The sequence below is a fragment of the Streptomyces sp. NPDC003034 genome (genome assembly GCF_053591375.1).
In genome coordinates, this window is the sequence record NZ_JBSFTS010000001.1 from 434,113 (window position 1) to 460,122 (window position 26,010).

Sequence of the window (26,010 nt, forward strand, 5' to 3'; positions counted from 1 at the left end):
TCAGAAGATCCTCGGGTCGGTGAAGGCGCCGCTGGCCAGCAGGTACACGTAGAAGTCGCACACGGCGATGCTGATCAGGGAGGCCCACGCCAGCTGCATGTGGCGGGCGTTGAGCCGGCTGATCCAGCCCCACAGCCGGTAGCGCACCGGGTGCTTGGAGAAGTGCTTGAGCTTGCCGCCCATGATGTGGCGGCAGGAGTGGCAGGACAGCGTGTAGGCCCAGATCAGCGCGATGTTGACGAGGAACACCAGGGTCCCCAGGCCCACGTGGCCCCACGCGTAGTGCTCGTCGCGGAAGGTCAGGACCGTGTCGTAGGTGAGGATGCCCGCGATCGGCACCGCCGCGTAGAAGAAGTACCGGTGCATGTTCTGGAAGACCAGCGGGAAGCGCGTCTCACCCGTGTACGCGGTGTGCGGCTCGGCGACCGCGCAGGCGGGCGGCGAGGCCCAGAAACCGCGGTAGTAGGCCTTGCGGTAGTAGTAGCAGGTGAGCCGGAAACCGAGCGGGAAGACCAGGATCAGCAGGGCGGGGGACAGGCCCCACCAGCTGCCGAACAGGTCCCAGTTCGGGCCGCCGCGCATCTCCTGGCAGTTCTCCGCGAGACACGGCGAGTAGAAGGGGGAGACGTAGGGGGCCGCGTAGTAGTCGGCGTTCGCAAAGGCCCGCCAGGTCGAGTAGACGATGAAGGCGAGCAGCCCGGCCGCGGTGCCGGCGGGGGCCAGCCACCACCGGTCGGTCCGCAGGTGGCGGGCCGCGATCGAGGCCCGGGAGGGGTCGTGGACGCCCGCGGGGCGCTGCCGGGCTGGTTCTGTGCCTGTGGCCAAAGGGGACTCCGGGTGGAGTGATGAGGGGTGGCCGGGAGGCCCGGCCGCGGACGGCTGGGCCTCCCGGGGTACGCGTGGAAGTCGTGCGGCCACGGCCCTCGGCCGCGGCCGCCGGGCTCAGGGGGCGCGGCGGTCGCGGGCGCCGAGGCCCTCGTCGTCGGAGTCCGTCCACAGCGAGCTGTCGTACGGCGTGTCCGGGACCGTCACCATCCGGGACGTGTCCGGCGCGGCTGCGGCCGGCGCCGGTTTCTGCCGTTTGGCCTGCTGTTCCAGCTGCTCGACCTTGCGTGTCAGCTCGTCCAGGTTGCGCCGTACGGCACTGAGATCGTCTTGCAGAGACATGACCTGCCCTCACTTCCGCGGGTGCGGTGGCAACGCCCATGTGCGCCTGCGAGTGTCGCGCTTCCCGTCCCCGGTTGTGAAGGGACGTGCGGCGATTGCGGGCGCGCAGGCGTGAACTGTGCGCCCCTCCCTGACCCCATTCTCATCCCTCTTGCGGGGGAATGCCCGTCCGCCCCGCCGTGGCGTTGGTCCGCACGGGTGGGGTTCGCGGCGTGGCGCGCGGGGGCTGCGAGAGGTGCGCCCGGCCGTGGATTTCAGTGGGTCCCGGCACCCGGTGTGATCAGCTCCATATACCGCCGAACGTGATCATGCTTCCCCCACGCCCCGCCCCCGGAGGTACGACCCATGTCCCAGAGAAGGCGCAGGTCCTTGGCGCTCCTGACCTCGGGAGTCCTCGCACTGCCGCTGCTCGCGGGCTGCGGTGCGGGGGACGACGAGGGCGGACCGGCCGCCGCAGGACAGGACATCGCCGCCACCGCCCGCGACAAGGTCGCCGACGGGGGCGTCCTGCGCTGGGCCGTGGACTCGCTTCCGGGCACGCTGAACACCTTCCAGGCGGACGCGGACGCGGCCACCGCCCGCATCACCCAAGCCGTACTGCCGCAGCTGTACGTACTGGACGCCAAGGGCCGGCCGGTGGCCAATCCCGACTACCTGGAGAAGGCCGAGGTCATCGAGCGCGAGCCCCAGCAGGTCGTCCTGTACAAGCTCCACCAGCAGGCGGTGTGGAGCGACGGCCGGGAGATCGGCGCCGCCGACTTCGTGGCGCAGTGGCGCGCCCTGAACGGCAAGAACTCGGCGTACTGGACGGCCCGCAACGCCGGCTACGAGCGGATCGAGAAGATCGAGCGGGGCAAGACCGACCTGGAGGTCAAGGTCACCTTCGCCAAGCCGTACGCCGACTGGCGCTCCCTGTTCACCCCGCTCTACCCGAAGCAGGTCACCGGCACGCCGGAAACCTTCAACGAAGGGGCCCGCAGCGCCCTCAACGCCACCGCCGGACCCTTCAACCTCGGGGCCGTCGACAAGAAGACCGGCACCGCGACCCTGACCCGCAACCCCCGCTGGTGGGGACACCAGGCCAAGCTGGACACCCTGGTCCTGACGGCCGTGCCCCGGGCGGAGCGCCCGGCCGCGCTGGCCGCGGGGAAGCTCGATCTGGCGGAGATCGACCGTGCGGGCGCCGAGCGCATCGCCCTGGCCCACCGGGACGCCGAGCGCTCGGGCGGGTCGGGCCCGGGCGGAACCCCGGCCCACGGGCCGGCCGCCCAGCTGACCCCGGCGCAGGCCACGCGGTCGTGGGCGATCGCCTTCGGCGCCGACGAGGGCGAGGCCACCGCCGAGCAGGAGAGCCGGCGCAAGAAGGCCGAGGCGGGGAGGCGGTACGCCGCCGAGCAGGCGGCCCTGCGCAGCTTCACCGTACGCAAGTCCCTGGAGCCGGCTTACACGCAGCTGGCGATGAACGGGGCGTCCGGCCCGCTGGCGGACGAGCGGGTGCGCCGGGCGGTGGCCCGGGCGCTGGACCGCCAGGCGCTGGCCGAGCTCGTACTGAAGCCCCTGGGTCTGCCCGCGAAGCCGGTCGGCAGCCACGTGGCACTGGCGGGGCAGCGGGCGTACGCGGACAACAGCAAGACGCTCGGCGGCCAGGACACCCAGGCGGCCCAGGCGCTGCTCGCCGACGCGGGCTGGCGCCGGGGCGGCAAGCTCACCGAGCCGTCGGGCGCCAAGGCGGGTCCGCAGAGCGCCGGACAGGACGACTCCAAGACCCCGTCGGGCCCGGGCACCGGCAATGACGGCCTCTACATCGTCGGCCAGGACGACGGGCGCAATGGCGACCCGCGGTCGGCGACCGCGGAGCTGCGCGCGGCGGCCCAGGGCGGGATCCTCGGGCCGAAGGCGAACCCCGCCGCCCCCGCCGCCCCCGCCGACCACGAGGGGCACAGCGGCGACGGGCTGCCCGTGTACCGGTACCTGCCGCAGGGCCCGCAGGACGGCGCCGACGGCGTCGACGGCGAGATCGTGGACGCCGACAGCCTCGCCGAGGGGCCCCGGGACCGGCCCTCGCCGGTGCTGGCCCCGGCCCCGTTCGCCGCGCAGCAGGAGGCCTCCCTCCTCGCCCAGGCCCGCGGCGCCGGCGCCCTCGACGACGGCAAGCGCACCCCCGCCCGCGACGCCGACGCGGCCGAGGCCGCCGAGGCCTCACCGGCCCCCGGCAAGCAGGCCGTCCGTACCTCGGGCTCCATGCTCGCCAAGGACGGCAAGCCGCTCACCCTGCGCTTCGTCCTCCCGGCCGGCCCTGGCTCGGAGTCGCTGCGCGCGGTCGGCGAGCGGATCGCCCGGATGCTCCAGAAGGTCGGCGTGCACACCGAGACGACCAAGGTGGCCGACGAGAGCTTCTTCAAGGACCACATCGCCTCCGGCCAGTTCGACCTGGCCCTCTACTCCTGGCCGACGACCGCCTACCCCGCCACCGACGCCCGGCCCATCTTCACCAAGCCGGTGCCGGCCGCCGACGGCTCGCTCCTGGTCGAACAGAACTACACGCGGGTCGGTACCGACTACATCGACCAGCTCTTCGACCAGGCGGTCGGCGAGTTGGACGAGGCGGAGTCCCGGGAGCTGATCCGCAAGGCGGACGCCCGGATCTGGGCCGCCGCCGGCTCCATCCCGCTCTACCAGCGCCCGGAGCTGGTGGCGGCCAAGCCGGCCGTGGTCAACGCGGGCGCCTTCGGTCTCGGCTCGCCCCGCTTCCAGGACATCGGATGGAAGAAGCCGTCGGCCAAGGACAAGAAGAAGTAGGCACCGCTCCCGGCCCGCTGCTTCGGCCCAGGCCCCGGCAGCGGGTCGTTCGGTGACAAACCGGGGCCGGACGGCGGCCGCGAGCTCAAATGTGACTCAAGTCGCTTGCCCGCCGGGATCCCCGGCGGGCAAGGTCGTGGATACCCGTTGACCCGCATGAATACAGGCAGGACCGGCGGCCGAGATTCCCCACCCCACCCTCGGCCGTCCTCAGCCGTCCGGCCCCTTGACAGCCCCCCGGCAGGCGTTTCCCGCCAGTCGACGTACCATGGGGTAAGGCCGTGGCAGGTTTTCCGCCCGGTCGAGGCTCGCGTGCCGGACCGTACGCGTCGCCATCCACGATCCCGGGAGAAGCGCCGAAGTGCCCACGCGCCACGACATCCGTAACGTCGCCATCGTCGCCCACGTCGACCATGGCAAGACGACCATCGTCGATGCCATGCTCAAGCAGGCCGGTGCCTTCGCCGCCCACCAGCACCTCGACGACCGCATGATGGACTCGAACGACCTGGAGCGTGAGAAGGGCATCACGATCCTCGCCAAGAACACGGCGGTGAAGTACCACCCCAAGGACGGCGGGGCCCCGATCACGATCAACATCATCGACACCCCCGGCCACGCCGACTTCGGTGGTGAGGTCGAGCGCGGTCTGTCGATGGTGGACGCCGTCGTGCTGCTGGTGGACGCCTCCGAGGGTCCGCTGCCCCAGACCCGCTTCGTCCTGCGCAAGGCCCTGCAGGCGAAGATGCCGGTCATCCTCTGCATCAACAAGACGGACCGTCCGGACTCCCGGATCGACGAGGTCGTCAACGAGACGTACGACCTCTTCCTCGACCTGGACGCGGACGAGGACCAGATCGAGTTCCCGATCGTCTACGCCTGCGGCCGTGACGGCGTGGCCTCGCTGACCAAGCCGGAGGACGGCACCGTCCCCGCGGACAGCGACAGCCTGGAGCCCTTCTTCTCCACCATCCTGGCGCACGTCCCCGCCCCGGTGTACGACGAGGAGGCCCCGCTCCAGGCCCACGTCACCAACCTGGACGCCGACAACTTCCTCGGCCGCATCGCGCTGGTCCGTGTCGAGCAGGGCGAGCTGCGCAAGGGCCAGACCGTCGCCTGGATCAAGCGTGACGGCACCATCTCGAACGTCCGCATCACCGAGCTGATGATGACCGAGGCGCTCACCCGCAAGCCGGCCGAGGTGGCGGGCCCGGGTGACATCTGCGCAGTCGCCGGTTTCCCCGACATCATGATCGGCGAGACCCTGGCCGACCCGGAGAACCCGATCGCCCTGCCGCTGATCTCGGTGGACGAGCCGGCGATCTCCATGACCATCGGTACGAACACCTCCCCGCTGGTCGGCCGCGGCGGCACCGGCAAGGGCGCGGACGCCAAGTCCGCGGTCAAGGACCGCAAGGTCACCGCCCGCCAGGTCAAGGACCGCCTCGACCGCGAGCTGATCGGCAACGTCTCGCTCCGCGTCCTCGACACCGAGCGCCCGGACGCCTGGGAGGTCCAGGGCCGTGGTGAGCTCGCGCTCGCCATCCTGGTCGAGCAGATGCGCCGCGAGGGCTTCGAGCTGACCATCGGCAAGCCGCAGGTGGTCACGCAGGAGATCGACGGCAAGACCCACGAGCCCGTCGAGCGCATGACGATCGACGTTCCCGAGGAGCACATGGGCGCGGTCACGCAGCTCATGGGCGTCCGCAAGGGCCGCATGGACAACATGTCGAACCACGGCTCCGGCTGGGTCCGCATGGAGTTCGTCGTCCCGTCCCGCGGCCTCATCGGCTTCCGTACGGAGTTCCTGACGGGTACGCGCGGTACCGGCATCGCCCACTCCATCCACGAGGGTTACGAGCCGTGGTTCGGCCCGCTGGTGACCCGCAACAACGGTTCGCTCGTCGCGGACCGCGCGGGTTCGGTCACGCCGTTCGCGATGATCAACCTGCAGGAGCGCGGTGTCCTGTTCACCGAGCCCGGCACCGAGGTGTACGAGGGCATGATCGTCGGCGAGAACTCGCGCTCCGACGACATGGACGTGAACATCACCAAGGAGAAGAAGCTCACCAACATGCGTGCGGCTTCGGCGGACAACACCGAGAACGTGGTGCCCCCGCGCAAGCTCTCCCTGGAGCAGTCCCTGGAGTTCTGCCGCGACGACGAGTGCGTCGAGGTCACCCCGGAGGCCGTCCGCATCCGCAAGGTCGTCCTGGACCAGAAGGAGCGCTCGCGCACCGCGTCGCGCGCCAAGTCCGCCAAGTAGTACCCGCAACGCCCGGTCACCGCTCGGGCGTTGGCTGAAGATCGCTCAACGGACAGCCCTTCCCGCCATGTTCTGCATGGCGGGAAGGGCTGTTCGCGTTTGTCAAGCGGATTAGGGGGTTCTTATGTCCGCATACCGACCGTGACACTCCGGAAGTTGAGCTAACCGTCCGTTTCGCACGTGTCTGTCTCCTATCCGTTTGTCCGGATTTCGGGTTTTCGCCATGAGGTGATGTTGTGAAAACGAGACCACTTAAGTGTGGTTTACGGTCTGGGCGTCCCTGAGGATGGCTCCATTGAGCTCGGGTCAATGGGTCACGCGCTGTGGGGAGCGCCGACTCACGAGCACACACGAATGGGGCCGGATTTCGCTGTCAGGGGTGTCAGCGGAGCCGGGCCCTTCACGTATCAACAGTGACTCCTGAGGAGGCAATTACCCATGCGCGGAGCAACGAGCGCCAAGTGGGTCGCGGGTGCCGTCATCGTGGCGATGGCAGCCACGGCTTGTGGTACTGGTAAGGACGGGGCCGGCAAGGGCGGCGGCAGCATCACGGTGGTGCTGGGCGAGCCGCAGCACGGCCTGGTGGGTCAGAACACCGCCGAGTCCGAGGGCGCCGAGGTTCTCAACGCGGTGTTCACCGGCCTGGTCCAGTACGACAACAAGACCAACGAGCCGACGCTCGCGGTCGCGGAGTCGATCGACACCACGGACTCGAAGACGTGGACGATCAAGATCAAGGACGGCTACACCTTCCACAACGGCGAGAAGGTGGACGCCCAGTCGTTCATCCGCGCCTGGAACTGGGGTGCCAACCAGGACAACGCCGCCGAGTCCCTGCCGTTCTTCACGAAGATCGAGGGCTCCGACGAGCTGGCGCCGGGCAAGGACAAGAAGCCCACCGCCACCGAGCTCAAGGGCCTCAAGGTCGTTGACGAGAAGACCTTCACCGTCACGCTGAAGAACCCCTTCTCCCAGTTCAAGACCATGCTGGGCTACAACGCCTTCTACCCGCTGCCCAAGGCGTTCGAGGCCGACCCGAAGAAGTTCGGCGAGGCTCCGATCGGCAACGGCCCCTTCCAGATGGACGGCGCCTGGGAGCACAACAAGCAGATCAAGGTCAAGCGCTACGACAAGTACCCGGCCGAGGGCCGCGCGAAGCTCGCAGGCGTCACCTTCAAGATCTACGACAACCTGGACACGGCGTACAACGACCTCCGCGCCGACAACATCCAGATCGTCGACAAGCTCCCGATCTCGGCGATGGCCACCGTCTCGCAGGAGTTCGGCGACCGCTACCTCTACAAGCCCGAGTCGGGCGTCGGTTACATCGGTCTCCCGCTGAAGACCAACCCCGAGGCGTTCGGCAAGGTCGAGATCCGCAAGGCCCTCTCGATGGCCATCGACCGGGACGCCATCACGAAGACCATCTTCAACGGCACCCGCAAGCCGGCCGACGACTTCATCAGCCCGATCATCCCGGGCTACCGCAAGGGCGCGCTCGGCGAGGTCGGTACCTACAACCCGACCAAGGCCAAGGAGCTGTACACCCAGGCGGGCGGCATTCCCGGCAACAAGATCGAGCTCGGCTACAACGCCGACGGCGGCCACAAGGAGTGGATCGAGGCCGTCGCCAACCAGCTGAAGCAGAACCTCGGCATCGAGGTCACCGCCAAGCCGTTCACCAAGTTCGGTGACATGCTGACGGACCTCGGCGACCAGAAGTACAAGGGCGCCTTCCGCATGGCGTGGTCCATGGACTACCCGGCGGCCGAGAACTACCTGCGCCCGATCTTCTCCAAGGTCGCGATCGACAACGGCTCCAACTACGGCGCCTACGTCAACGAGGAGTTCGAGAGCCTCCTGGACCAGGCGGACCGTTCCACGGACCCCGCCGCGGCCACGAAGCTGTACCAGCAGGCCGATGACGTCATCATCCGCGACCTGCCGTACATCCCGATCTTCACCTACATGTCTTCTTCGGCCTACTCCAAGTCCGTGAAGAACGTTGAGATCGACGCCCAGGGCCGTATGGACCTGGCCAAGGTCGAGCTCAACTAACACCCCTCTTCACACCAAGGGGACACACCGGGGCGGGCAGGCGGAAGCAGGTTTCCGCCTGCCTGCCCCTTCCCCCTGCTCTTCTGTTGGAGGTCTGATGGGCCGCTACCTCATCCGCCGACTCATACAGGCGATCCCTGTTCTGCTCGGTGCCACGTTCCTGATCTACCTGCTGACCTTCGCCATGCCGGGTGCTGACCCGATCCAGCTTCTGGCAGGTGAGAAGAAGGCAGACCCGCTCGTCGCGGCGATGCTGCGCGAGAAGTACCACCTCGACGACCCGTTCCTGCTGCAGTACTGGAACTACATCACCGGTGTGTTCCAGGGCGACCTCGGCGAGTCCCTGAACGGCCGCAAGGTCCTCGACCAGTTCGCCGAGGCCTTCCCCTACACGGTGAACCTGGCCCTCATGGCCTTCGTCATCGAGGCCGTCGTCGGCGTGCTGGCCGGCGTCATGGCCGCCCTGCGCCGCGGCAAGTTCCTCGACCAGCTGGTCCTGATCTCCACGCTGATGGTCATCTCGATCCCCGTCTTCGTCACCGGCTTCGTGCTGCAGCTGACGCTGGGCGTGCACCTGAAGAACGAGTGGGGCGTCGAGATCTTCACGCCCTCGTTCAACGAGCACGACGGCATGATCGGCTACCTCCTCCCGGCGTTCGTCCTCGCGTCGACCTCCCTGGCGTACGTGGCCCGACTGACCCGTACCAGCCTGATGGAGACGATGCGCGCGGACTACGTGCGCACGGCGACCGCGAAGGGGCTCCCGCGCCGCAAGGTCGTGGTGAACCACGCGCTGCGCAACGCGCTCATCCCGATCATCACCTTCCTGGGCGCCGACCTCGGCGCGCTCATGGGCGGTGCGGTCATCACCGAGCGGATCTTCAACATCCACGGCGTCGGCGGTCTGCTCGCCAAGTCCGTGTACCTCAAGGACGGTGCGGTGGTGGTGGGCGGTGTGACCATCCTGGTCCTCGTGTACCTCGTCGCCAACCTGCTTGTGGACCTGCTCTACGCCGTGCTCGACCCGAGGATCCGCTATGCGTGACACGACTACGGTGGGGGACTCGATGACCGACACCCAGACAGCCGGAGCCCCCTCCGCCGGCGCCCCGGCCGACCGGCCGGACCCCAAGGAGAAGAAGAGCCGCGAGGCCAGCCTCTGGTCCGACGCCCTGAGCGATCTGCGGCGCAACCCGGTCTTCCTGATCGGTGCCTTCCTCGTCCTGTGCATGCTCGTCATCTCGGCGTTCCCGCAGTGGTTCACCAGCGGCAGCCCGTTCGACGCCGCGGCCTGCAAGCTGGAGGACTCGCTCAAGACGCCGAGCGGCGACCACTGGTTCGGCTTCGACATCCAGGGCTGCGACGTCTACACCCGTACGGTGTGGGCGGCCCGCAACTCCGTGATCGTCGGCATCGTCACCACTGCGCTGGTGATCATCGTCGGCGGTTCCCTCGGTCTGCTGGCCGGCTGGGTCGGCGGTATCACCGACAGCGTCCTGTCTCGCTTCACCGAGATCTTCTTCGCGATCCCGCTGCTGCTCGGCGGCATGCTGATCATGTCCGCCCTGCCGGGCAACGCGTGGACGGTCTCACTGGTGCTGGCCATCCTCGGCTGGCCGCAGATCTTCCGCATCATGCGGTCCTCGGTGCTGCAGAACAAGAACAACGACTACGTGATGGCGGCCCGCGCGCTCGGCGCCGGCACCCTGCGCATCACGATGCGGCACATCCTGCCGAACGCCGTCGCACCCGTCATCGTGGTCGGCGCGATCAGCCTGGGTGTGTACATCTCCGCCGAGGCCGCCCTGTCGTACCTGGGCATCGGCGTCCAGCCCCCGGAGATCTCCTGGGGCCTCATGGTCAGCGACGCGTCCGTCCGCTGGCTCCAGGCCCCGCACGTACTGCTGTTCCCGTCGGCCGCGCTGAGCGTCACCGTGCTCGCGTTCATCATGGTCGGCGACGCGGTACGCGACGCCCTCGACCCGAAGCTGCGCTGAGGAAGGGCGTACGTTGACCATCATCGACAAGACCTCGAACGTCCCCGCGCCCCGTTCGGCGCCGGAGGGGACCCCCCTGCTCGAAGTGCGCGACCTGCACGTCGAGTTCCACACCCGCGACGGTGTCGCCAAGGCAGTCAACGGCGTCTCGTACTCCGTGAACGCCGGCGAGACCCTCGCCGTCCTCGGCGAATCCGGTTCGGGCAAGTCCGTGACGGCGCAGGCCATCATGGGCATCCTCGACATGCCGCCGGGCAGGATCCCGTCCGGCGAGATCCTGTTCCAGGGCACCGACCTGCTCAAGCTCCCGGCCGAGGAGTACCGCAAGGTGCGCGGCCAGAAGATCGCCATGATCTTCCAGGACGCGCTGTCCTCGCTGAACCCGGTGCACACCGTCGGCGCCCAGCTCGGCGAGATGTTCCGCGTCCACCGCGGGATGTCCAAGAAGGACGCCACGGCCAAGGCCGTCGAGCTCATGGACCGGGTGAAGATCCCCGCCGCCAAGGCGCGCGTGGGCGACTATCCGCACCAGTTCTCCGGCGGTATGCGCCAGCGCATCATGATCGCGATGGCGATGGCCCTGGAGCCCGACCTGATCATCGCCGACGAGCCCACCACGGCTCTCGACGTCACCGTCCAGGCGCAGGTGATGGACCTGCTCGCGGAGCTCCAGCGCGAGATGAACATGGGCCTGATCCTGATCACCCACGACCTCGGCGTCGTCGCCGACGTCGCGGACAAGATCGCCGTCATGTACGGCGGCCGGATCGTCGAGAACGCCCCGGTCCACGAGATCTACAAGAACCCGGCGCACCCGTACACGCGCGGCCTGCTGGACTCGATCCCGCGCCTGGACCAGAAGGGCCAGGAGCTCTACGCGATCAAGGGCCTGCCGCCGAACCTGCTCAACATCCCGTCGGGCTGCGCGTTCAACCCGCGCTGCCCCAAGGCGCGGGACATCTGCCGCACCGACGTGCCGGTCCTGCACCAGGTGACCGCGCAGGACGGCACCGAGCTGTCCGGCCGCACCAGCGCGTGCCACTTCTGGAAGGAGCAGATCCATGGCTGAGCTCACCGAGAACGTCACCGAGCGCGAGCCGATCCTCCAGGTCCGCAACCTGGTCAAGCACTTCCCGCTGACCCAGGGCATCCTGTTCAAGAAGCAGGTCGGTGCGGTCAAGGCGGTCGACGGGATCTCCTTCGACCTCTACCGGGGCGAGACCCTCGGCATCGTGGGCGAGTCCGGCTGCGGCAAGTCCACCGTCGCCAAGCTGCTGATGAGCCTGGAGACCGCCACCGCCGGCGAGGTCTTCTACAAGGGCCAGGACATCACCAAGCTGTCGGGCAAGGCCCTCAAGGCCGTGCGCCGCAACATCCAGATGGTGTTCCAGGACCCGTACACCTCGCTGAACCCGCGCATGACGGTGGGTGACATCATCGGGGAGCCGTACGAGATCCACCCGGAGGTGGCTCCCAAGGGGGGCCGGCGGCGCAAGGTCCAGGAGCTCCTGGACGTGGTCGGCCTGAACCCGGAGTACATCAACCGCTATCCGCACCAGTTCTCCGGCGGCCAGCGCCAGCGCATCGGCATCGCCCGCGGCCTCGCGCTCAACCCGGAGATCATCATCTGCGACGAGCCGGTCTCCGCGCTCGACGTGTCGGTGCAGGCGCAGGTCATCAACCTGATGGAGAAGCTCCAGGAAGAGTTCGACCTGTCCTACCTCTTCATCGCGCACGACCTGTCGATCGTCCGGCACATCTCGGACCGCGTGGGCGTCATGTACCTCGGCAAGATGGCCGAGATCGGCACCGACGCGCAGATCTACGAGCACCCGACGCACCCCTACACCCAGGCGCTGCTGTCGGCGGTCCCCGTGCCGGACCCCGACGCCCGTGAGGGCCGCGAGCGGATCATCCTGACCGGGGACGTCCCCTCCCCGGCCAACCCGCCGTCGGGCTGCCGCTTCCGCACCCGCTGCTGGAAGGCCGAGGACAAGTGCGCCACCGAGGAGCCGCTGCTGGCGGTTCCGGAGCGGTTCAAGGGGCAGGACGTCTTCGCCGCCCACGAGTCGGCCTGCCACTTCGCGGAGGAGAAGGCCGTGCTGGCCGGCTGAGCACCCCGCTCACCGCCGCGGTCACCCCCGCGGCCACCGCCGTACGGCGTCCAGGGCGCCCGGACCGGATCCTTCCGGCCCGGGCGCCCTGCCGTGTACCCGTACGGTGAAAGGCGGTTGCGGCCGCGCGCCGGCCGGGCCGAGAGTAGGCCGATGACCGCCATGCTGACCGTCCGGCCCGCCGGGCCCGGGGACGCCCCCGCCATCTGCGCCCTGCTCAACGCCGTCGACGTCATCGAGATCGGCCGGCCGGAGACCGACCTCGGGACCGTCGAGGCCGACCTGCGCCACCCCGAGGTGAACCTCGCCACCGACTCCTGGCTGGCCTTCGAAGGGCCCAAGCCGGTCGCCTACGCCCTCGTCTGGGCCGACTCCGGGCCCGGCCGCGTCGAAGGCGACCACTACGTGCTCCCCGGCCACCCCGAAGCGGCCCTGCGGCTGCTGGCGCTGATGGAGGCCCGGGCGCGCGAGCTGACCGCCGCGGCGGCGCCCGGCGTCCTGCGGCTCCAGCTGAACGTGCGGCCCACCCTGGACCTCGGCCTCCTGCGCGGGCGCGGCTACCGCACCATCCGCCGCCACCAGGTCATGACCCGCTCCCTGTCCCGGACCCGCGACACCGCGCCCGTCCTTCCCGCCGGCCTGAGCCTGCGCCGCTGCGGGGCCGACGAGGCCGACCGCCGCCGGGCCCACGCCCTGGTGGAGGAGACCTTCGCGACCCACTTCGGCCATGTGGAGCGTGCGTACGAAGCCTGGCTGGACCACTTCGACGCCCGCGCCCTCGACTGGTCCCTGGTGTGGATCGCGAGCCTGCGCGGCCGGGGCGACGCGGCCGTCCTGCTCACCCGCGACGACCGGACCAGCATGGGCTGGATCAGCCACATCGGCGTACGCGAGGAACTGCGCGGCCGGGGCATCGGCGGCGCCCTGCTGCGCCACGCCTTCGCCGCCTACGCGGCGCGCGGCCGCGACACCGTGGGCCTCGGCGTGGACACCCGCAACGAAACCGGCGCACTGGGGCTCTACGAGGCGCACGGCATGACCCTGCACTACGCGGTGGACACATGGGAGCTGACTTTGCACTCGCAGGGGTGACAGGCGGGTGATGCGCGGGTGCAATCGGTCCAACGATGGGTGCGCGGGACCTCACATGGGGTGACATTGGCCCCACGTGAGTCTTGGGATCCATAGGAGGCACTCCATGCGCGGAGCCACCCACGCCAGGCGGGCCGCATGTGCGGTGGCCGTCGCCCTCGTGGCCACGGCCTGCGGCGGTGGAAGCGAAGGTGCCGCGGGCGCCGACGGAGGGATCGTCAGCTCCTCCTGGGGTGACCCGCAGAACCCGCTGGAGCCCGCGAACACCAATGAGGTGCAGGGCGGCAAGGTCCTCGACATGCTCTTCCGGGGTCTGAAGCGCTATGACGCCAAGACCGGCGAGGCCAAGGACATGCTGGCCGAGAAGATCGAGACCACGGACAGTCAGAACTTCACGGTCACGCTGAAGGAAGGCTGGAAGTTCAGCAACGACGAGCCGGTGACGGCGCAGTCCTTCGTGGACGCCTGGAACTACGCGGCCGACGTGCGCAACAAGCAGAACAACGCCCCCTTCTTCGCGGACATCGTCGGCTACGACGACCTGCACCCGAAGTCCGGAGAGCCGAAGACGAAGACGATGAGCGGACTGGTCGTCAAGGATCCCCGGACCTTCACCGTCGCCCTGAAGGAGAAGTTCTCCACCTGGCCCGAGACCCTCGGCTACCAGGCCTTCTCCCCCCTGCCCAAGGCCTTCTTCACCGACCACGCCGCCTGGCTGAACAAGCCCGTCGGCAACGGCCCGTACACGGTGGACTCGTACACCAAGGGCACCGGCATGAAGCTGCGCAAGTGGGACGGCTACCCCGGCGAGGACAAGGCGCAGAACGGCGGCGTGGACCTCAAGGTCTACACCGACAACAACACCGCCTACACCGATCTGATCTCCGGCAACCTCGACCTCGTGGACGACGTCCCGGCGCAGCAGCTGAAGAACGTCAAGAACGACCTCGGCGACCGGTACATCAACCAGCCGGCGCTCATCATCCAGACCCTCACCTTCCCGCTCTACGACCGCGGGTGGGGCAAGGAGGGCATGGAGAAGGTCCGCCGGGGCATCTCGATGGCGATCAACCGCGACGAGATCACCCGGCAGATCTTCCGCGAGACCCGCACCCCCGCCAGGGACTGGACCTCACCGGCCCTCGGCGATAGGGGCGGCTTCTCCGCCACCGCCTGCGGCGACGCCTGTGCCTACGACCCCGGCGAGGCCAAGCGGCTCATCCAGGAGGGGGGCGGGCTGCCCGGCGGCAAGGTCACGCTGACCTCCAACGTGGACACCGGCTCGCACCGCGACTGGATGGACGCCGTCTGCAACAGCATCAACAACGCGCTCGGCGAAGGCCCGGTCTGCACGGTCAACCCGGTCGGCACCTTCGCGGACTTCAGGAACCAGCAGAGCTCCTTCAAGCTGACCGGCCCCTTCCGCTCTGGCTGGCAGGCCGACTACCCGCTGATTCAGAACTTCCTGGAGCCGCTCTACTACACCGGCGCCTCCTCCAACTACGGCAAGTTCAGCAACCCCGCGTTCGACCGGCTCATCGACGAGGCGAACCAGGAGAGCGACGCCGCCAAGGCGACCACCACCTTCCAGGACGCGCAGAAGATCCTCGCCGAGCAGATGCCGTCCATCCCGCTCTGGTACCAGAACGGCAGCGCGGGACACTCCGAGCGCCTCTCCGACGTGGCCCTCAACCAGTTCAGCGTCCCGGTCTACGACCAGATCAAGGTCAGCTGACCCGCCGACGGACCGAACGCCACCGATACCGAACCGGGCGACGCCGAACCGGGCGACGCGGAACCGACCGACGCCGAGCCCACCGACAGCACGGAGCACTCCATGGGACGCTATGTGATCCGGCGGCTGCTCCAGATGATCCCCGTGTTCATCGGCAGCACCTTCCTGATCTTCTTCATGGTGTACGCGCTGGGTGACCCGGTCGCGGCCCTCTTCGGCGACAAGGCCCCCGACCCCGCCACCGCCGCGCGCATCCGCAAGGACCTCTACCTCGACCAACCCCTGTGGAAGCAGTACCTCCACTACATGGGCCAGATCTTCAAGGGCGACTTCGGCACCGCCTTCAACGGCCAAAAGGTCACCTCGCTGATGTCGACGGCCTTCCCCGTCACGCTGCGCCTGACCATCGTCGCCATCCTCATCGAGATCCTCATCGGCATCACCCTCGGCGTGATCAGCGGCCTGCGGCGCGGCAAGTCCATCGACACCACACTGCTGGTGCTCACCCTCGTCGTGATCTCGGTCCCCACCTTCGTGACGGGCTATCTGCTGCAGTTCGTCTTCGGCGTGAAGTGGGGCTGGGTGCGGCCCACCGTGTCCCCGGACGCCGCCTTCGGCGAGCTGATCCTGCCCGGCACCGTGCTCGCGCTGGTCTCCCTCGCCTACGTCACCCGCCTGTCGCGGACCTCGATCGCCGAGAACGTCAAGGCGGACTACGTGCGCACCGCGATCGCCAAGGGACTGCCGCGCCACCGGGTCATCAGCCGGCACCTGCTGCGCAACTCGCTGATCCCGGTGGTCACCTTCATCGGCACCGACATCGGCGCCCTGATGGGCGGCGCCATCGTCACCGAGCGGATCTTCAACATCCACGGCGTCGGCTACCAGCTCTACCAGGGCATCCTGCGCAACAACGCCCCCACGGTGGTCGGATTCGTGACCATCCTCGTCATCGTCTTCCTGCTGGCGAACCTGCTCGTCGACCTGCTCTACGCGGTCCTGGACCCGAGGATCCGTTATGCCTGAGCCCCAGCCCGAGCGGCCCCAGCCCGAGCGGCCCCGGCGTCCCGAGGGTTCCGGCCGTCCCGAGCGGTACGACCCCGTCGGCCCCCGCCGGCACGAGGCAATGTCCCCCACAGGTCAGGGCGGTGCCATGGATCTGGCCCTCGAAGAGGCGGAGAGCCTGGAGAAGGTCCCGGGAACGGGGCCCGCCGGCCCCGGCGAGAGGGCCCGCTCACTGTGGTCCGACGCCTGGCACCAGCTGCGCCGCAACCCCGTCTTCATCCTCTCCGCGCTGCTGATCCTCTTCCTCGTCCTCATCGCCGTCTGGCCGCAGCTCATCGCCGGCGGCGATCCGCTCACGTGCGACCTGTCCAAATCGCAGCAGGGCTCCGCCCCCGGCCACCCCTTCGGCTACGACACCCAGGGCTGCGACGTGTACACCCGTACCGTCCACGGCGCCCGCGCCTCCATCACCGTGGGCATCTGCGCCACCCTCGGCGCCGCGCTGCTCGGCTCCGTACTGGGCGGACTGGCCGGCTTCTTCGGCGGCTGGGGGGACGCGCTGCTCTCCCGCGTCGCCGACATCTTCTTCGGCATCCCGGTCGTCCTCGGCGGCCTGGTCTTCCTGTCCGTCGTGACCAGCACCACCGTGTGGCCCGTCGTGGGATTCATCGTGCTCCTGGGCTGGCCGCAGATCGCCCGCATCGCCCGCGGCTCGGTGATCACCGCCAAACAGCACGACTACGTCCAGGCCGCCCGGGCACTGGGCGCCGGCAGCGGCCGGATGCTGCTGCGGCACGTCGCGCCCAACGCCGTCGCCCCCGTCATCGTCGTCGCCACCATCGCGCTCGGCACCTACATCGCCCTGGAGGCCACCCTGTCCTTCCTCGGCGTGGGCCTGCGCCCGCCCACCGTCTCCTGGGGCATCGACATCTCCAACGCGGCCTCGCAGATCCGCAACGCCCCGCACATGCTGCTCTACCCGGCGGGCGCGCTCAGCCTGACCGTGCTCGCCTTCATCATGCTCGGCGACGCGGTGCGCGACGCCCTCGACCCCAAGCTGCGCTGAGGAGCCCCGCACATGCTGCTCGAAGTCCGCGATCTGCACGTGGAATTCAAGACGCGCGACGGAGTCGCGAAGGCGGTCAACGGCGTCGACTACTCGGTGGACGAGGGAGAGACCCTGGCCGTGCTCGGCGAGTCCGGCTCGGGCAAATCGGTGACCGCCCAGGCGGTGATGGGCATCCTGGACATGCCGCCCGGCCGCATCGCGGGCGGCGAGATCCTGTTCAAGGGCCGGGACCTGCTGAAGATGAAGGAGGAGGAGCGGCGCGGGATCCGGGGCGCCGATATGGCGATGATCTTCCAGGACGCGCTGTCCGCCCTCAACCCCGTGCTCAGCGTGGGCGCGCAGCTCGGCGAGATGTACGAGGTCCACCGCGGCATGTCGCGCAAGGACGCCAGGGCCAAAGCCGTCGAGCTGATGGACCGGGTGAAGATCCCGGCGGCCAGGGAGCGGGTCGGGGACTACCCGCACCAGTTCTCCGGCGGTATGCGCCAGCGCATCATGATCGCCATGGCGATGGCCCTGGAGCCCTCGCTCATCATCGCCGACGAGCCCACGACGGCGCTGGACGTCACCGTCCAGGCCCAGGTCATGGACCTGCTCGCCGAGCTCCAGCGCGAGATGAACATGGGACTGATCCTGATCACCCACGACCTGGGCGTCGTCGCCGACGTCGCGGACAAGATCGCCGTCATGTACGCGGGACGGATCGTCGAGGCGGCCCCCGTGCACGAGATCTACAAGCGCCCGGCGCACCCGTACACCCGGGGCCTGCTGGACTCCATCCCGCGCCTGGACCAGAAGGGCCAGGAGCTCTACGCGATCAAGGGCCTGCCGCCCAACCTGCTCGACATCCCGCCGGGCTGCGCCTTCAACCCGCGCTGCCCCATGGCACGGGACGTGTGCCGCACCGATGTCCCGCCGCTGTACGAGGTGACCGACGCGCCCGTATCCCGTACCAGCGCCTGCCACTTCTGGACGGAGTGCCTCCATGCCTGAGTCCCTGCTCGAAGTGACGGACCTCGTCAAGCACTACCCGCTGACCCAGGGCGTCGTCCTGCGCAAGCAGGTCGGCGCGGTCAAGGCCGTGGACGGGGTCTCCTTCGGGCTGCGCGCCGGGGAGACGCTGGGCATCGTCGGTGAATCGGGGTGCGGGAAGTCGACCGTGGCCAGGATGCTGGTCCACCTGGAGCGGCCGACGGCCGGGGCGATCTCGTACAAGGGCGAGGACATCACCCGGCTCTCGGGGCGCGCCCTGAAGGCCGTCCGCCGCAACATCCAGATGGTGTTCCAGGACCCGTACACCTCCCTGAATCCCCGTATGACGGTGGGTGACATCATCGGCGAGCCGTACGAGATCCACCCGGAGGTGGCTCCCAAGGGGGACCGGCGGCGCAAGGTCCAGGAACTGCTGGACGTGGTCGGCCTGAACCCGGAGTACATCAACCGGTACCCGCACCAGTTCTCCGGCGGCCAGCGCCAGCGCATCGGCATCGCCCGCGGCCTCGCGCTCCAGCCCGAGGTCATCGTCGCCGACGAGCCGGTCTCCGCGCTCGACGTCTCGGTGCAGGCGCAGGTCATCAACCTCCTGGAGCGCCTCCAGGACGACTTCGGCCTCTCCTACGTCTTCATCGCGCACGACCTGTCCATCGTCCGGCACATCTCCGACCGGGTCGGGGTGATGTACCTGGGCCGGATCGTCGAGATCGGAACCGACACCCAGATCTACGACCACCCCACCCACCCCTACACGCAGGCCCTCCTCTCGGCCGTCCCCGTCCCGGACCCGCGAGCCCGGGCCCACCGGGAGCGGATCATCCTCTCCGGAGACGTCCCCTCCCCGGCCAACCCGCCGTCGGGCTGCCGCTTCCGCACCCGCTGCTGGAAGGCCGAGGACCGCTGCGCGACGGAGGTGCCGCTGCTCGCGGTCCCGGCGGCCTTCCCCGCGGGGCCGGCGGCGCATCCCTCGGCCTGCCACTTCGCGGCGGAGAAGCAGGTGGTGCCGCCGCCTGCCCCGACGCCGGGGCCGTCGGCCCACGAGTAGCCGCCGCCGGAAAGCCCGTCAGGTCCGCGCGGCAGACCGGGCCCTGTCGGCACCGTGGCGAGCGCTCATTTTCAGCCACCTCGCCGCAGGCCTGTTCGGCTGCCGCAACTGCGGTTATGCCAGGGTGACTTGCCCGTGTCTGCCCCGACATCTGGCCCGTTCGGCCCGGCTCCGGTGCGGCCGTGCGGGCGTCGGCGGCCGGCCGGGGAGGTGGCCGGCCTGTCCGGCCGGCCTGCCCCGTGACCCAGCTCATGCGCGGCGTGCGCCCCTTGTGCTGCCGGTTTTCTATGGATGCGCTGGTACGGATAGTTATGATCCGTAGCGCACGGTGGGTATGACTCTCGCCGAGCACGAATGCGCGTACCGATGTCCGCTCGACGTGGAGGTGAAACGCCGTGGCACTCTCGATCTCGGCTGTGGTGCTGCTGGCGATCGTCGTCTTCCTGCTGGTCCGCAAGTCGGGGCTGAAGGCGGGACACGCGTTCGTCTGCGTGCTCCTCGGCTTCTACCTGGCGAGTTCCACCATCGCGCCGACCCTCAGTCAGCTCACCACGAACGTGGCCAGCATGATCAGCGGACTCAAGCTGTAGGGACGCCGGCCGCCCTGGGCCCGGCAACGCCTAGGCTTGCCCCATGAACGGTCTTCCCGCCCGTCGTCTGCTCCTCGTGCACGCGCACCCTGACGACGAGTCGATCAACAACGGCGTCACCATGGCCAAGTACGCGGCCGAGGGTGCTCACGTCACGCTGGTGACCTGCACCCTCGGCGAAGAGGGCGAGGTCATCCCGCCCGAGCTGGCCCACCTGGCGGCCGACCGCGACGACGCCCTCGGCGCCCACCGCGTACGGGAACTCGATGCCGCCATGGCGGAACTGGGCGTCGCCGACCACCGGTTCCTCGGCGGCCCCGGCCGCTTCCGCGACTCCGGGATGATGGGCGCCCCGCAGAACGAGCGCCCGGGCGCCTTCTGGTCGGCCGACGTGGACGAGGCCGCCGCGTACCTCGTGGAGGTGATCCGCGAGCTGCGCCCCCAGGTGCTGATCACCTACGACCCGGACGGCGGCTACGGGCACCCCGACCACATCCAGGCCCACCGGGTCGCCGTGCGCGCCGCGGAACTGGCCGCCGAGGACACCTACCGGCGCGATCTCGGCCTGGCGCACGAGATCGGGAAGATCTACTGGAACCGGGTCCCGCTCTCCGTGGTCGAGGAGGGCTTCGCCCGGCTCCGCGCCGCCCGGGCCGAACTCCTCGGGGGTGACCCCGCAGGAGGTGCGGGGGAGGTGGCCGGTGCGGCGGAGTCGCCCTTCCCGGAGCTCGCTTCGCCGGCCGACGTGCCGGGCGTGGTCGCCGACGAGCGGATCACCGCGGAGATCGACGCGGACGAGGCGCAGGCCGCCGCCAAGGCGGCCGCCATGCGGGCCCACGCGACCCAGATCGCCGTGGAGGGGCCCTTCTTCGCGCTCTCCAACAACCTCGCGCAGCCGCTGTTCACCCGTGAGTACTACGAACTGGCCGCGGGCCGGCCGGGCGCCCCGGCGGGCGAGCGCGAGCGGGACCTGTTCGCGGGGGTGGGGGCATGACCGGGACCCTGACGGCGGGCCGGATCGCCGCCGCCGTGGGCCTGTTGGCGGCGGGCGCCCTCACCGGCGCCGCGGGCTGGCTGGTCGTCGACCTGTGGTTCCGGGGCGGGCTGCTGCTCGGACTCCTGGCCCTCTTCGGGCTGTTCCTCGGCGGCCGGATCGCCGTCGGGACCGGGCTCGGCGTGGGCGGGGCCGCGGTCGGCTGGTTCCTCGCGTACGTGATGCTCAGCGTTCCGCGCCCCGAGGGGGACTTCCTGCTCAGTTCGTCCGGTATCGGCATGTACGCATACCTTTTGGGCGGAACCGTGCTCGCTGTGATCTGCGCCACGATGCGCGGACCGCTGGAGGGTCCGGTTTCGGCCGGGCGGCGTGCCGAGTGACGTGGCGTCGGACGCCGTAGCGGGGCGCCGCTCACGCCTTCACATGGGCAGTTGGGCGGCGTTTGGCGATGGGTTGGCGGGGGTTTGGCGCGGGCTATGAGGAACCTCTGATTCCAGGGGGTCAGTTGCGTCCGCGCGGCGGCCAGTATGGTGGACGGGCCGCCGAGCTGCCCGCGCACGGTATGACGGGCGGCGGAGCCAACTGGGAGAACCTGCCTTGAGTCGTGAAACCGACAGTTCGTCCTCCGGGCCCCAGGGGCACGGCGGAGCCGCCTACCCCTCGGGTACGCCGCCGTACGGAACCGGCCAGTACCCGTCCACGACTGTGCCACCTGGGCCTGGCGCGGCGACCGCCCCGGAGGAGAACTCTGTGACCTCGAAGCCGTCCACGCCCGAATCCGACGGGCCCAAGACCGAGACCACCCTGACGACCCGGATCCGGATCAACATCCCCGGGTCCCGGCCGATCCCGCCGGTGGTCGTACGCAAGGCGATGGGTACCAGCGACCCCGCCGGCGCGGCGACCGACGGGGGACCGGGAGCACAGCCCGCGGCGGAGCCGGCGCCCGCGCCGAGGACGCGGCCCGAGCCGACCCGGATCCAGGCCGCGCCGGAGCCGCCCCCGGCCGAGGGGGAGGGGCCGCCGAGCAACTGGTTCGCCCCCCGCAAGGCCGCTGCACCCGCGCCGGGTGCCGGAGCGGGCGGTGGGCCGGGTGCCGCGCCGGGTGCCGGGCCGGGTGCGGCGCGCGGTGGGGTGCCCACCCCGCCGCCCGCGCCCGCTCAGGGCTCCGGTTACCCCGGCCGGGCGGCAGCCCCGCCCCCGGCTCCCACCCCGGGGCCGGCCCCCGCACCCACCCCGCCGCCCGGGCCGGTCGTGGGCGGTGCGGGCTTCGCACCGCCGCGCACCACCCCGCCGCCGCCCGTGGCGGGCGCCGGCTTCCCGCCGCCGCGCACCACCCCGCCCCCGCCGGTGCCCGGCGGCGCCGCGTACGGCCAGGACCCGGCCGGCCCGCGCCCCGGCGGCCCCGGCGGCGGCGCGCCCCGCGGTGTCCCGGCGTACGGGAACGGACCCGACGACGGCGGCCCCGGCACCGAGGCGCTCCCCGCGTACGTGGACCAGGGCAGCGCCTTTCCCGCCGGACCCACCGGCGGACCCGGCTTCGGCGTCGCCGGGCCCCTCGACGGCCCCCGCGCCGCCGAGTCGCCGCGCTGGCCCGGCCCCGAGCTGGACGTGCCGGCCCCCGGACCGGCGGCCGTACCGCCGCCCGGGCCGACTGCGGGGCCCGCGTCGGCCGCCCGCCCCGCGTCCCGGCAGCCGGCGGGCAAGGGCGGCAAGGGAGGCAAGGGCAAGGCCAAGCCCGTCAAGAAGGGCCGCTCCAAGCTGGCCCTCCTCGGCGGCGCGACCATCGCCCTGCTCGGCGTGGCCTACGGCGCCGGGCTGCTCCTGAACCACTCCGACGTGCCGAAGGGCACCACCGTCCTCGGCGCCGACATCAGCGGCAGCCGTGACGAGGCCGTGGCCAAGCTCCAGACGGCCTTCGGGACCCGCGCCACCGCCCCGCTCCAGCTCAGCGTCGGCGGAAAGCAGGTCGAGCTGAAGCCCGAGAAGGCCGGCCTGACCCTGGACAGCCAGACCACCGTCCGCAACGCGGCCGGCAGTGACTACAACCCCGTCACCGTCATCGGCTCCCTCTTCGGCCAGGAGCGCGAGGCGACCCCGGTGATGCCGGTCGACGAGGAGAAGCTCCAGGTCGCGCTCCAGGAGCTCGCGGGTACCGCGGGCTCGGCCACCGAGGGCACGATCAAGTTCGACACGGGCAAGGCGGTGGCCGTTCCCGGCACGGCAGGCACCACCCTGGACGTGGACGCCTCCGCGGAGCACGTCACCAAGGCCTTCCGCGACATGGTCGCCACCGGCAAGGCGGCCGTGGCCGAACTGCCGGTGACCACCAAGGCCCCGGTCATCGACCAGGCGGAGTTGGACCGGGCCATGAAGGAGTTCGCCGAGCCCGCGATGTCCGCCAACGCCACGGTCAAGATCGGCTCCAAGTCCATCGCCTTCGGCGGCAAATCCCTGCCGCGCATCCTGAGCATGACGCCGGTGGAGGGCCACCTCGTCGAGAAGTTCGACCTGGAAGCCCTCAAGGAGACCTACGGCAACACCTTCGACGGCATCCTGATCACACGCGGCACCGGGGAGAAGACGGCGGTCACCCCGCAGGACGTCGCCGGAGCCCTCGGCAAGGCGCTGCGCGGCAAGACGGCGGCCGAACGCACGGTGGTGGTCGACACGAACCCGGCCTAGCCGCCCCTTTCAGCCTCGCCGGCGTTTGAGGCGCAGGTCCGGGCGGAGCCCGGTGCCCGGCGGAGCCGGGTTCCTTGGGGCTCCGCCCCCAGACCCCGCGCCCCAAACGCCGGCGAGGCTGGTTTTGCTCCGGGGCGGAGCCCCAGCTCAGTTCAGCCGGGCGCGGGCCGAGCCGGCCTCGGCGCGGATGCGTGCCGCGACGGCGGCATCCACCGCCTCCACCACGGCGGCGTACGCCTCCAGCTCGGCCGCGCCCTCCCGGAAGGAACCCCGCTCCACGAGCAGCCGCGCCCGCTCGTACCGCAGCGACGCCGGATGCGACGGCAGCAGCAGCGACAGCTCCAGCGCCCACAGGGCCACGCCCGACTGCTCGGGGCGGGACGCCGCCCAGGCCCGGATGTTGTTCAGGATCCGCAGGACGGTGTCGAGGGTCCGGGCGGGGGTGCGCGCACCGGACGCCAGTTCCGCCGGCCCCGCTCCCAGCGAGGCGCCCCCCGCGAACGGGTCCACCACCACGCCCTCCTCCGGATCCCCGAAGCCCACCACGAAGTGCCCCGGCAGGGCCAGCCCGTACACGGGCGCACCCGCCCGCCGCGCGACCTCCAGCCACACCACCGACAGCAGGATCGGCAGCCCGCGGCGCCGCCGCAGGACCTCGTGCAGCAGCGAGGACGACAGCCGGTCGTAATCCCCCGGCGTGCCGTGGAAGCCCAGGCGGGCGCCCAGCAGGTCGGTGACGGCCGACGCCCACGCCCGCCCGCCGCGCAGTCCGTACGGCAGCATCCCCGCCAGCCGGTCCAGCTCGATCTGCGCCCAGTCCATGGCCCGTTCGTCCAGGTCCGGGTCGGCCTCCGCCGCCACCAGCAGGCACAGCTCCGCCAGGTCCGGGCGCTCCGAGCGGGCCTGTTCCGCGAACCGCTCCCGCCAGGCGGAGGTCACCGCGCCGCCCGGTAGTGGTGATAGGCGTGGTGCGTCGCGAAGCCCATCCCGTCGTACAGGGCGCGCGCCTGCGGGTTGTCCGTCTCCACCTGGAGCCACGCGGCCGAGGCGCCTTCCTCAAGCGCCCGCCGCGCCAGCGCCGCCATCACCGCGGTCGCCAGCCCCTCCCGCCGGTGCGCGGGATCCACCGTGACCGCCGAGAATCCGGCCCACCGCCCGTCCACCGCGCACCTCCCGACGGCCCGGCCCCCGGGCAGCGCCGCGAACCACACCGAAGGTCCCTCCACCAGCACGCGGCGGGCCACGGCCGGGTCGCTCACCTTCCCGTACCGCGCGAGCCACTCCTCGTCGGGGGCGCGGGTCAGGCGTACGGCCGCGGCCGCGGGCGCGTCGAGATCGCCCAGCGGCGCCAGCGCCCCGATCCGTACCTGCGCCGACACCTCGGCCGCCCAGCCCCGCCGTTCCAGCTCCGCGCAGAGCATCTCCTGGGTGCCGACGGCGCCGGTCGCGGCCTGCACGTACGCCGGAAGTCCTCGTTCCGCGTACCAGGAGGTCACTCGCGCGAGTGCATCGTCCAGCGGTATGCCGGGCTCGCCGAGCGGCAGTACGGAGTTGGCCCGCCGGGTGAATCCGGCGGCCGCCCGCAGCGTCCACTCGCCCAGCGGTTCGCTCTCCAGCGGCTGCCAGGACCGCGCGGCGACCCGCGCCAGCTCCTCGAAGGAGGCTGCCGGACCGCGCCGCCGGGCCGGCGCGGGCGGCACGATCTTGCCCGCCACCAGCGTCGATTCCGCGATGCGGACAGACCCGCCGTCCTTCCTTGTGATGGTCAGCACACCGTCGTTCCAGGATGTGAGAACGCCTACCGCGTCGGTGAACTCGGGGTGCCCGCCGCGCCCGCTCTCCACCCGCCGTACGGAAACTCGTTTACCCACGTCAGCCGGGGTGATACGGATCTCCAGCAGTCCACCCGCAGTGATTTCCACAGCTCTGCCCGCCCCTCCTGTTCGGATCGTGCCCGGGAACGGAGATACTAGGTGCGGGCATCGACGACGCCGCGCTCCCGCGCGATATGGAAAGCCCTACCGAGGAGGAACGAGAGCGTGACCTACGTCATCGCGGAGCCTTGTGTCGACGTCAAGGACAAGGCATGCATCGAAGAGTGCCCCGTCGACTGCATCTACGAGGGCAAGCGGTCCTTGTACATCCACCCGGACGAATGCGTCGACTGTGGTGCGTGTGAGCCGGTCTGCCCGGTCGAGGCCATCTTCTACGAGGACGACACTCCGGAGGAGTGGAAGGACTACTACAAGGCGAACGTCGAGTTCTTCGACGAGCTCGGTTCGCCCGGTGGCGCCTCCAAGCTCGGCCTGATCGAGCGCGACCACCCCTTCATCGCGGCGCTGCCGGCCGACATCAACCCCGCCCAGCACTGAGGGTTCCCGGCACAAGCGCCCCTCGGTCC

General features: G+C 70.4%; 22 protein-coding genes. 18 read left to right on the forward strand and 4 right to left on the reverse strand.

Annotation, left to right across the window (positions count from 1 at the left end; all coding sequences use genetic code 11):
- Both ACWDX7_RS02125 and ACWDX7_RS02130 read right to left on the reverse strand, forming a co-directional pair.
- Positions 1-825 carry a hypothetical protein gene (locus tag ACWDX7_RS02125; protein WP_451490323.1) on the reverse strand — a complete coding sequence of 275 codons (825 nt, stop codon included), beginning with the start codon at positions 823-825 and terminating at the stop codon, positions 1-3.
- Between the two features lie 117 nt (positions 826-942).
- Positions 943-1,167 carry a hypothetical protein gene (locus ACWDX7_RS02130; protein ID WP_451490324.1) on the reverse strand — a complete coding sequence of 75 codons (225 nt, stop codon included), beginning with the start codon at positions 1,165-1,167 and terminating at the stop codon, positions 943-945.
- Positions 1,168-1,512: 345 nt separating this feature from the next.
- On the opposite strand from ACWDX7_RS02130, the gene ACWDX7_RS02135 reads away from it, so the two are divergent.
- From ACWDX7_RS02135 to ACWDX7_RS02215, 17 genes are all read left to right on the forward strand, one after another.
- The gene (locus ACWDX7_RS02135; RefSeq protein WP_451490325.1) at positions 1,513-3,966 is read left to right on the forward strand and encodes an ABC transporter family substrate-binding protein; all 2,454 of its coding nucleotides are present in this window, start codon (positions 1,513-1,515) and stop codon (positions 3,964-3,966) included.
- A gap of 361 nt (positions 3,967-4,327) precedes the next feature.
- Positions 4,328-6,232: a translational GTPase TypA gene (typA, locus tag ACWDX7_RS02140; protein ID WP_451490326.1), complete on the forward strand. Its 1,905-nt coding sequence runs from the start codon at positions 4,328-4,330 to the stop codon at positions 6,230-6,232.
- A gap of 438 nt (positions 6,233-6,670) precedes the next feature.
- Entirely contained in the window at positions 6,671-8,290 is a 1,620-nt protein-coding gene (locus ACWDX7_RS02145) for a peptide ABC transporter substrate-binding protein (protein WP_451490327.1), read from the forward strand.
- Between the two features lie 97 nt (positions 8,291-8,387).
- On the forward strand, positions 8,388-9,335 hold the full coding sequence (locus ACWDX7_RS02150; protein WP_451490328.1) for an ABC transporter permease: 948 nt from the start codon (positions 8,388-8,390) through the stop codon (positions 9,333-9,335).
- Positions 9,328-10,287: an ABC transporter permease gene (locus ACWDX7_RS02155; protein WP_451490329.1), complete on the forward strand. Its 960-nt coding sequence runs from the start codon at positions 9,328-9,330 to the stop codon at positions 10,285-10,287. The genes ACWDX7_RS02150 and ACWDX7_RS02155 overlap by 8 nt, the downstream gene beginning before the upstream one ends.
- 13 nt (positions 10,288-10,300) lie before the next feature.
- The gene (locus ACWDX7_RS02160; protein WP_451490330.1) at positions 10,301-11,356 is read left to right on the forward strand and encodes an ABC transporter ATP-binding protein; all 1,056 of its coding nucleotides are present in this window, start codon (positions 10,301-10,303) and stop codon (positions 11,354-11,356) included.
- Positions 11,349-12,401, forward strand: a complete 1,053-nt coding sequence (locus ACWDX7_RS02165; RefSeq protein ID WP_451490331.1) for an ABC transporter ATP-binding protein — start codon at positions 11,349-11,351, stop codon at positions 12,399-12,401. Before ACWDX7_RS02160 ends, ACWDX7_RS02165 begins: the two co-directional genes overlap by 8 nt.
- 153 nt (positions 12,402-12,554) lie before the next feature.
- On the forward strand, positions 12,555-13,493 hold the full coding sequence (locus tag ACWDX7_RS02170; protein WP_451490332.1) for a GNAT family N-acetyltransferase: 939 nt from the start codon (positions 12,555-12,557) through the stop codon (positions 13,491-13,493).
- A 106-nt stretch (positions 13,494-13,599) separates the two neighbouring features.
- Entirely contained in the window at positions 13,600-15,228 is a 1,629-nt protein-coding gene (locus ACWDX7_RS02175) for a peptide ABC transporter substrate-binding protein (RefSeq protein ID WP_451490333.1), read from the forward strand.
- A 102-nt stretch (positions 15,229-15,330) separates the two neighbouring features.
- On the forward strand, positions 15,331-16,254 hold the full coding sequence (locus tag ACWDX7_RS02180; RefSeq protein WP_451490334.1) for an ABC transporter permease: 924 nt from the start codon (positions 15,331-15,333) through the stop codon (positions 16,252-16,254).
- 100 nt (positions 16,255-16,354) lie between these two features.
- Entirely contained in the window at positions 16,355-17,299 is a 945-nt protein-coding gene (locus ACWDX7_RS02185) for an ABC transporter permease (RefSeq protein ID WP_451490400.1), read from the forward strand.
- 12 nt (positions 17,300-17,311) lie between these two features.
- The gene (locus tag ACWDX7_RS02190) at positions 17,312-18,295 is read left to right on the forward strand and encodes an ABC transporter ATP-binding protein (protein ID WP_451490335.1); all 984 of its coding nucleotides are present in this window, start codon (positions 17,312-17,314) and stop codon (positions 18,293-18,295) included.
- On the forward strand, positions 18,288-19,340 hold the full coding sequence (locus ACWDX7_RS02195; RefSeq protein WP_451490336.1) for an ABC transporter ATP-binding protein: 1,053 nt from the start codon (positions 18,288-18,290) through the stop codon (positions 19,338-19,340). Before ACWDX7_RS02190 ends, ACWDX7_RS02195 begins: the two co-directional genes overlap by 8 nt.
- Before the next feature lie 395 nt (positions 19,341-19,735).
- Positions 19,736-19,930, forward strand: coding sequence for a hypothetical protein (locus ACWDX7_RS02200; RefSeq protein WP_355414793.1), 195 nt, complete (start codon positions 19,736-19,738; stop codon positions 19,928-19,930).
- A gap of 43 nt (positions 19,931-19,973) precedes the next feature.
- Positions 19,974-20,924 (forward strand): N-acetyl-1-D-myo-inositol-2-amino-2-deoxy-alpha-D-glucopyranoside deacetylase, encoded by a 951-nt coding sequence (gene mshB, locus ACWDX7_RS02205; protein ID WP_451490337.1) that lies wholly within the window; start codon positions 19,974-19,976, stop codon positions 20,922-20,924.
- Positions 20,921-21,304: a DUF6113 family protein gene (locus tag ACWDX7_RS02210; protein WP_451490338.1), complete on the forward strand. Its 384-nt coding sequence runs from the start codon at positions 20,921-20,923 to the stop codon at positions 21,302-21,304. The genes mshB and ACWDX7_RS02210 overlap by 4 nt, the downstream gene beginning before the upstream one ends.
- A gap of 217 nt (positions 21,305-21,521) precedes the next feature.
- On the forward strand, positions 21,522-23,609 hold the full coding sequence (locus ACWDX7_RS02215) for a peptidoglycan binding domain-containing protein (RefSeq protein ID WP_451490339.1): 2,088 nt from the start codon (positions 21,522-21,524) through the stop codon (positions 23,607-23,609).
- A 147-nt stretch (positions 23,610-23,756) separates the two neighbouring features.
- Here ACWDX7_RS02215 and ACWDX7_RS02220 read toward each other — a convergent pair whose 3' ends face one another.
- Positions 23,757-24,548, reverse strand: a complete 792-nt coding sequence (locus tag ACWDX7_RS02220) for a transglutaminase family protein (protein ID WP_451490340.1) — start codon at positions 24,546-24,548, stop codon at positions 23,757-23,759.
- Complete coding sequence (locus ACWDX7_RS02225) at positions 24,545-25,531, reverse strand: GNAT family N-acetyltransferase (protein WP_451490341.1); 987 nt, start codon at positions 25,529-25,531, stop codon at positions 24,545-24,547. Before ACWDX7_RS02225 ends, ACWDX7_RS02220 begins: the two co-directional genes overlap by 4 nt.
- Before the next feature lie 117 nt (positions 25,532-25,648).
- Between ACWDX7_RS02225 and fdxA the strand changes: the two genes are divergently transcribed.
- Positions 25,649-25,981 carry a ferredoxin gene (gene fdxA / locus ACWDX7_RS02230; RefSeq protein WP_451490342.1) on the forward strand — a complete coding sequence of 111 codons (333 nt, stop codon included), beginning with the start codon at positions 25,649-25,651 and terminating at the stop codon, positions 25,979-25,981.
- Positions 25,982-26,010 lie beyond the last annotated feature (29 nt).

What these genes read in the sequence shown, in the direction of transcription:
- ACWDX7_RS02130 (WP_451490324.1), bottom strand. Translation starts at nt 1,167, where the DNA reads ATGTCTCTGCAAGACGATCTCAGTGCCGTACGGCGCAACCTGGACGAG.
- ACWDX7_RS02135 (WP_451490325.1), top strand. Translation starts at nt 1,513, where the DNA reads ATGTCCCAGAGAAGGCGCAGGTCCTTGGCGCTCCTGACCTCGGGAGTC.
- ACWDX7_RS02145 (WP_451490327.1), top strand. Translation starts at nt 6,671, where the DNA reads ATGCGCGGAGCAACGAGCGCCAAGTGGGTCGCGGGTGCCGTCATCGTG.
- ACWDX7_RS02150 (WP_451490328.1), top strand. Translation starts at nt 8,388, where the DNA reads ATGGGCCGCTACCTCATCCGCCGACTCATACAGGCGATCCCTGTTCTG.
- ACWDX7_RS02155 (WP_451490329.1), top strand. Translation starts at nt 9,328, where the DNA reads ATGCGTGACACGACTACGGTGGGGGACTCGATGACCGACACCCAGACA.
- ACWDX7_RS02165 (WP_451490331.1), top strand. Translation starts at nt 11,349, where the DNA reads ATGGCTGAGCTCACCGAGAACGTCACCGAGCGCGAGCCGATCCTCCAG.
- ACWDX7_RS02170 (WP_451490332.1), top strand. Translation starts at nt 12,555, where the DNA reads ATGACCGCCATGCTGACCGTCCGGCCCGCCGGGCCCGGGGACGCCCCC.
- ACWDX7_RS02175 (WP_451490333.1), top strand. Translation starts at nt 13,600, where the DNA reads ATGCGCGGAGCCACCCACGCCAGGCGGGCCGCATGTGCGGTGGCCGTC.
- ACWDX7_RS02180 (WP_451490334.1), top strand. Translation starts at nt 15,331, where the DNA reads ATGGGACGCTATGTGATCCGGCGGCTGCTCCAGATGATCCCCGTGTTC.
- ACWDX7_RS02185 (WP_451490400.1), top strand. Translation starts at nt 16,355, where the DNA reads ATGTCCCCCACAGGTCAGGGCGGTGCCATGGATCTGGCCCTCGAAGAG.
- ACWDX7_RS02190 (WP_451490335.1), top strand. Translation starts at nt 17,312, where the DNA reads ATGCTGCTCGAAGTCCGCGATCTGCACGTGGAATTCAAGACGCGCGAC.
- ACWDX7_RS02195 (WP_451490336.1), top strand. Translation starts at nt 18,288, where the DNA reads ATGCCTGAGTCCCTGCTCGAAGTGACGGACCTCGTCAAGCACTACCCG.
- mshB (WP_451490337.1), top strand. Translation starts at nt 19,974, where the DNA reads ATGAACGGTCTTCCCGCCCGTCGTCTGCTCCTCGTGCACGCGCACCCT.
- ACWDX7_RS02210 (WP_451490338.1), top strand. Translation starts at nt 20,921, where the DNA reads ATGACCGGGACCCTGACGGCGGGCCGGATCGCCGCCGCCGTGGGCCTG.